Here is a 6,691-nt window from a genome sequence, read left to right on the forward strand (position 1 = left end):
GGCTTCGGCCCAGTCCAGGCCGCCGCCTGGCCGGGGCCTGACCAGCAATTTCCGGTAGCCCGGTTCAGCAGGGGCGAGCCCGGCAAGGCTGCGGTGCATCCAGTCGGCCACGGCACCCAGGGCGTAGTGGTTGAAGGACGTCATTTCGCCCTCGTTGATGCTGCCGTCCGGGAGCATGGAGTCCCAGCGTTCCCAGATGGTGGTGGCGCCCATTGTCACCGGATAGAGCCAGGAGGGGCATTCGGTCTGGAGCAGCAGCCGGTAGGCCGCGTTCGTGTAGCCGTGGTCGGTCAAAGCGTCGCAGATGAGCGGGGTTCCCACGAAGCCGGTGGCGATGCGGTAGCCGTCGTCCTCCACCGCTGCGGCCAACCCTGCAGCGGCCACTGCTTGCTCCGCGTGCTCGAGCAACCCGAAGGTCAGCGCCACGGCGTAGGCCGTCTGGGTGGGCGGGATCAGCCGGCCGCCGTCGGAGACGTAGTGCTCACGGAACACCGCGGAAGCCCGCTGCGAGAGCCTGCGCAGGCCGGCGGAATCCTCCCCCAGCAGCTCCGCGGACTCTGCGGCTACCCGCGACGAGTAGGCGAGGTAGGCCTGCGCCACGAGCTGCCACGGAGTGCGGGCGTCGCCCGGCTTATCCGGCGCCGCGGCGGGGTCCAGCCAGTCACCGAACTGGAAGCCGTGTTCAAAGCGGAGCTCCGGCCCGGCAGCCCGGGCTGCAGCCTCCAGCCACGCCTTCATTCCGGGAAGCTGGCGGCGCAGGAATTCCTGGTCACCGGTGCGCTGGTACATCACCCAGGGGACCAGGACGGCGGCGTCTCCCCATGCGGCCATGACCGGGCGGTCCGGGAACGGCGGCTTTTCGGCCACCACTTCCGGGACCACCAGGGGCGGCGGACCGTCGGTTCCCTGTTCCGCCGCCATGTCCTTGAGCCAGGACGTGGTGAAGCCGGGAATCCGGTACAGGAAAGACGCTGTGGCCGCGAAGATCTGGAAGTCCCCGGTCCAGCCGAGGCGTTCGTTGCGCTGCGGGCAGTCCGTGGGCACGTCCACGAAGTTTCCGCGCATGCCCCACACCACGTTGGAGTGCAGTTGGTTCAGCATCGGATCGGAGCATTCGAACGTTCCGGTGCGCACCACATCCGAATGGATCACGACGGCGGTGAAGGCGTCCGGGTCCAGGTCGCCGGGCCAGCCGCTCACCTCCACGTACCGGAAGCCGTGGATGGTGAACTCGGGCTCCCACGCCTCGCCGCCGGCGGCGCCGCTGAGGATGTAGATGTCCGTCTGCTTGGCTTCGCGGAGTGGCCGGACGCCCAGTTCGCCGTGCTCCAGGACTTCGGCGTGCCGCAGCGTGACCTCCGTGCCGGCGGGTCCGCTGACGGTGATCCGCACCCTGCCCACCAGGTTCTGCCCGAAGTCCAGGATGGTCTTCCCGGACGGCGAGGCCAGCACCTTGGCAACAGCCTGTTCCTCTGTGGCGCGGACGGGCGGGCCGTCCGGCGCCACGAGCACCGCGGCGTCGAAGGCCTCGATTTCTACAGGATGCAGTTCGTCATTCTTTGCGGCGGAGGAAAGCTGCCGGTCAGAACCGGCCCAGCCGCCGTCCTGAAGCCGGGCATCGTAGGTTTCGCCGACGTAGAGGTCTGCGGCCACGATCGGGCTGCGGCCAGCCAACCAGTCGCTGTCCGTTCCCAGGACGGTGACGGTGCCGCCGTCGTCGGTCATCTCGAGCTGCGCCAGCACAGCGGTGCGGTCGTGGTAGGTATTGCGCTTGCCCTGGAAGCCCAGGTAGCCGCGCCACCAGCCGTCAGCGACTTCCAGCCCGATGACATTTGTGCCCGGCTGCAGGTAGTCGGTGACGTCGTAGGTCTGGTACCGCAGGCGGTGGTGGTAGCTGGTCCACCCCGGCGCCAGGATGTCGCGGCCCACACGCCGTCCGTTGATTGAGGCGACATAGACGCCATGGGCGCTGGCATACAGGCGGGCCGACGCCACGGGGCCGGTCACGTCGAACGGCCGGCTCAGGCGTGCGGCCGGTTCGATCGATTCACTGGCCTCGTCCCAGGCCGGCCGGATCATGGTGGCCTGCCAGTCTTCCGGAGTCAGGAGTCCGGCTTCGACGTACGCAATGGGACTCCACACGGAGGGCCCGTCGTCGTCCGTTCCCCAGACCCGCACGCGGGCAGCCACGCGCTGCCGGCTGTGCAGCGGCGGCGCCGGCCACTCCTGCAGGAGCTGTTCGGCGGATTCGGTCCGGCCGTAGCTGACCAGCTGGCCTTCGTCAGCGCCAAGTTCGAGCTCGTAAGCGGACTGGACCCAGGCGGCGGTCTCAGTGGTGACCTGCCAGGAAAGCCGCGGCCGGTCCTCGCCGATGCCGAAGGGCTCCTCGTGGTGTTCGAAGCGGAGGGCGGAGGGAGTGGTGGTCATCGGGTGGCTCCAGAAGTGGGGTTGAGTTCGCGGGTGAAGTAGTCGATGGCGGTGCGGAGGATTCCGTCCAGCTGGTCCTCTGCGAAGAAGAAGCAGTGGTCGCCGCCTTCGATGGCAATCAGTTCATTGCGCACGCCTGCGGAGGTCAGGGCGCCGGACAGCAGCTCGCTCTGGGACAGCGGGACCAGGCCGTCGCTGTCGCCGTGGATCAGCAGGAACGGGGGTGCCGCGGCAGTGACGTAGCCCAGCGGGCTGGCGGCCGCCAAAAGAGCCGGATCGGCGGTGCCGCCCACCAGCATGGGCCCCGGTTCCGTGGACATGCCCGGCGGGACGGCGGCCATCAGAGGGCCGGACATGAGGCCGGGGGGCGTATCCATGGGCGGCATATCCGGAAGGGAGGAGACACCGTAGAAATCGACGACGGCGGTGACGGCGCTGGACTCCCCCTGTACACCGAGCCCGCCCTCGAGGTCCGCCCGGTCACCCGTAAGGCCGAGCAGGGCAGCAAGGTGCCCGCCGGCGGATTCGCCCCAGGCGCCGATCCGTCCCGGGTCAATGCCCAGGGCATCTGCATGGGCGCGCAGGTAGCGGACGGCGGCTTTGATGTCGTGCAGCTGGGCGGGGAAAGGCGCCTCGAGCGCGTGCCGGTAGTCCACTGTGGCGCACGCGATGCCAGCCTCGTTCAGAAGCCTGAACACCGAATCCGGGGCGAAGGTGGGCGGCAGTTCGCGGCGGTCGCCCAGCTGGAAGGCTCCGCCGTGGATCCATACCACCAGCGGCACCGGGGCGGTGGCCTGCCGCGGCAGCCAGATGTCCATGGACAGCCGGCGGAAGCCGACGGCGATCGCGTAGCTGACTTCGCGGTGCAACACCGAGTGCGGGGAAACTTCCGCCGGATCGCCCAGCCGTCCGAAGGCCGGAAATGGCGGCGGCGCGGGCATCCGCCGCGGGCTGTCCGTGGTGGCAGTGGTCTCCGGTGTCATAGTGCGCTCCTTGCAAGGTCGGCGGATGTTGTTGCCCCGATTGCCGGGGCGGCTGCGCGGAAGGTATGGGTGCCAGGCCCGACGGCGGCGGCCGGCTCACCGGGCAGCCTGACCTCGGCGGTGGTTCCGGGCGGCACGGTGACGGTGAGCGTCAGCACGCCGTCGGCGTTAGTCCACCCGGCGTGGATGAGGCCCTGCGGCCCCTGGTGCGAGGTGCTGGCGGACGTCAGCCCGGCACCCGGACAGGGTTCGATGATGATGTCCTCCCAGCCTGCGCTGCCGGGGGCCTGACGCACTCCCGCGGTGTAGCGGTGCAGGAAGGAAACCACGGCACCCTTGCTGTAATGGTTCAGCGACTGCCGGGCCGAGCCGTCTGACGCGATGCCGTCCCAGGCTTCCCACATGGTGGTGGCACCGCGGTCCACCATCACCAGCCACGAGGGCTCGGAGTCCTGCATCAGCAATTCGTAGGCGAGGTCCAGATAGCCGTTGTCGGCGAGGACAGGGAGCAGGTATGGCGTCGAGAGGAAGCCGGTCCCCAAATGGATGCCCGCATTCCTGACCAGGCCCGCGAGCTGGTCTGCGACGGCGGCCCGCTTGGCGTCCGGAACAAGGTCAAAGGCCAGGGCACGGACGCAGTTGGCCTGCGTGCCGCCGTCGACCGTTCCATCCGGCAGCAGGTATTCCTGTTGCCAGGCGCGGCGGACGTTTTCGGAGAGCTCCGCCAGCTTGAGGGCCGCCGCATCTTTGCCCAGGACGGCGGCCACCTTGGCCATGATCGCGGCGGAGTGCCGGTAGTAGGCCGTGGCCACGATGCCGTTGTCCGCGGATTTGGAAGCGAAAAGGTCCGGCGCGGGCCCGCCGGGTTCCATCCATTCCCCGAAGTGGAAGCCGGTGTCCCAGAGGTACTGTTCGTGCGGGGCAGGCATGGCGCTTACCGAAGCCCTGGCTGGGTGCCGGTTCCCCTCGGCGGTGCGGCGGATGAAGCCAAGCCACCGGTTCATCGCTTCCCAGTTCTCGGCCAGGATGCCGGTGTCTCCGGTGGCACGGTAGATCTCCCAGGGCACCATGACGATGGCATCGCCCCAGCCGGAGGACCCGTTGGTGAAGGCCATGAAGTCTGCGCTGATGACGTCGGCCCCGGGTGAGGGTGAGATGTTGGAGACGACTCCGTTTTCCCACTGGTCGGCCCGGACGTCGTTGAGCCATTTCCGCGAGAATCCGCTCACGTCGAAGAGGTAGGCCGCGGTAGGCACGAACAGCTGCCAGTCGCCGGTCCAGCCGGCTTTTTCGCGCTGGGGACAGTCGGTGGGGACCTCGCAGGCGTTGTCGCGGAAGCTCCACTCCACGATCTCGTGCAGTGTGTTCAGTCTGCGATCGCTGCAGCTGAAAGTGCCCAGGCGCTCCAGGTCGGTCTGGACCATGCAGCCTAGGAGGTCTGTGGGCAGGACGTCCTCCTCCAGTCCCTGGACGGAGACGTACTGGAATCCGTGGACCGTGTGGCGGGGTTCGAACACTTCACCGGCGGCGCCGGAGGCGATGACCGAATCCACCTGCCCCGCCGCGAGGAACTGCCCGGGGTTCCTGAAGTCGATGGGGCGGAGGTGGTCCTGGCTGACGTCGCCATCGGGGCCCAGCGCCTCGCCGTACACAAGTGTCACCTTGTGGCCCGGGGTGCCAAGCCTGGACAGACGGATCCAGCCGTTGATGTTCTGGCCCAGGTCCACCACCTGGTTGCCGTTGGGCAGCCGCGTGATGCTGACGGGGACCAGTTCCTCCACGATCCGGGTGGGCGGAGCCACAGGGCCGGTGAGGGTATCGAAGCTGCCTTCCCGCAGAACGGCGTGGCTGGGGACGCCCGAGTCACGCAGCAGGCGGAAGTCCACCTGCTGGCCGGCCATCAGATCCGCGGCGGCAATCTCCGTGGGAGACACCAGCCACGATTCGTCGGTGCCGATGACGCTCCGGGCTCCCCCGGACTCAAGTTCCACCTGCACCAGGAGCGCAGTCTGTGTCCCGTACATATCGACGTCGCGCGTGAACCCGAACGTGCCGCGGTACCAGCCATCGGTGAGGACTGCCCGGACCGTGTTGGTGCCGGCGCGGAGCAATGCGGTGATATCGAAAGCCTGCACCTGCAGTGTGCTGTGGTAGCTCGTGGAACCAGGGGTGAGCTCCTGGCCCCCCACGCGCCGGCCGTTGATGAACAGCTCATAAATCCCGTGGGCTGTGGCGTATGCCCGTGCAGACTCCGGGGCGGCCTCAAGGGTGAAGTCGCGGTACAGGGCATAGCCGGGGCGCTCGGCCGGTGCGGGGATAACCGGCTCATCCGGGCCGATCCACTCGGCGGACCAGTCGGCTGGGTGGAGCAGCCCGATCTCCACCATCATCGTCTCGGACCATGCGGACGCCTGCTCGACGCCGTGGGCATCAACGTTCCATGTCCGAACCGTCCACTCAAACCGGTCCCGCGACCCAAGGTTCGGTCCGGCGTACGGGGCGTGGCTGTGGGCAGCCGACTCCACCCGGCCGGTGTCCCAGCCGTTGCTGGCGGTCAGCTGGTAAGCCGTTTGCCGGGTGGTGTCCTGCGGCGGCGTCCAACTGAACCGCGGAGCGGTGTGGGTGATGCCGAGGGCCTCGCTCACGTGGTCAGTTCTCAGGCGGGTGGGCTGGTCCAAGGGATTCCGTTCAGGCGTAGTGGCAGGCGACGTCGGACTGGCCCACCGTGCGCAATGCCGGGCGTTCGGCGGCGCAGAGATCGGTGGCCAGCGGGCATCGTTGCCGGAACGGGCAGCCGCCCGGGGTCGCGGAAACAGAGGAAGCTGTCCGCACGCCCATCGACTCCCGGAGGTTCCGCCGCTCGGCCTGTTCGGCAGGGCGGGGCACCGGCGAGGCGGCAACGAGGGCCTGGGTGAAGGGGTGCTTGGGCGACTCGGTCACAGCGGCTACAGGTCCGCTTTCCATAACCTGCCCGCGGTAGAGGACCACCACCCGCTGGGCCAGGAACTGCACCACGGAGATGTCGTGTGCGATGAACAGGTAGCTCAATCCGCGTTCGTCCCGGAGATCGGCGAGGAGGTTGAGCACCTGGGCCTGGGTGGAGAGGTCCAGGGCGCTGACTGCTTCGTCGCAGACCACCAGCCGGGGTTCGCAGATCAGGGCCCGGGCCACGGCGATGCGCTGGCGCTGACCGCCGGAGAACTGGCTGGGATAGCGGTCCACCGCCTCGCGTGGCAGGCCCACGCGTTCCAGCATGGCCTCGGCCTTGGCCCGTGCTTCGC

4 protein-coding genes are annotated in these 6,691 nt (G+C 68.6%); all 4 read right to left on the reverse strand.

Features of this window, described 5'->3' with window-relative positions; translation table 11 throughout:
* On the reverse strand, positions 1-2,427 hold a 2,427-nt coding region (locus DBR22_RS00560), incomplete at its 3' end, for an alpha-L-rhamnosidase (RefSeq protein ID WP_108597297.1).
* Entirely contained in the window at positions 2,424-3,410 is a 987-nt protein-coding gene (locus DBR22_RS00565) for an alpha/beta hydrolase (RefSeq protein ID WP_108597298.1), read from the reverse strand. The genes DBR22_RS00565 and DBR22_RS00560, both read right to left, overlap by 4 nt.
* Positions 3,407-6,088, reverse strand: a complete 2,682-nt coding sequence (locus DBR22_RS00570; RefSeq protein WP_108597299.1) for an alpha-L-rhamnosidase — start codon at positions 6,086-6,088, stop codon at positions 3,407-3,409. Before DBR22_RS00570 ends, DBR22_RS00565 begins: the two co-directional genes overlap by 4 nt.
* Positions 6,089-6,098: 10 nt before the next feature.
* Positions 6,099-6,691: oligopeptide/dipeptide ABC transporter ATP-binding protein (locus tag DBR22_RS00575; protein ID WP_146187322.1), on the reverse strand; the 593-nt coding region annotated here is incomplete at its 5' end.

The organism is Arthrobacter sp. HMWF013 (assembly GCF_003061105.1).
In the GTDB taxonomy this organism is placed as follows: domain Bacteria; phylum Actinomycetota; class Actinomycetes; order Actinomycetales; family Micrococcaceae; genus Arthrobacter.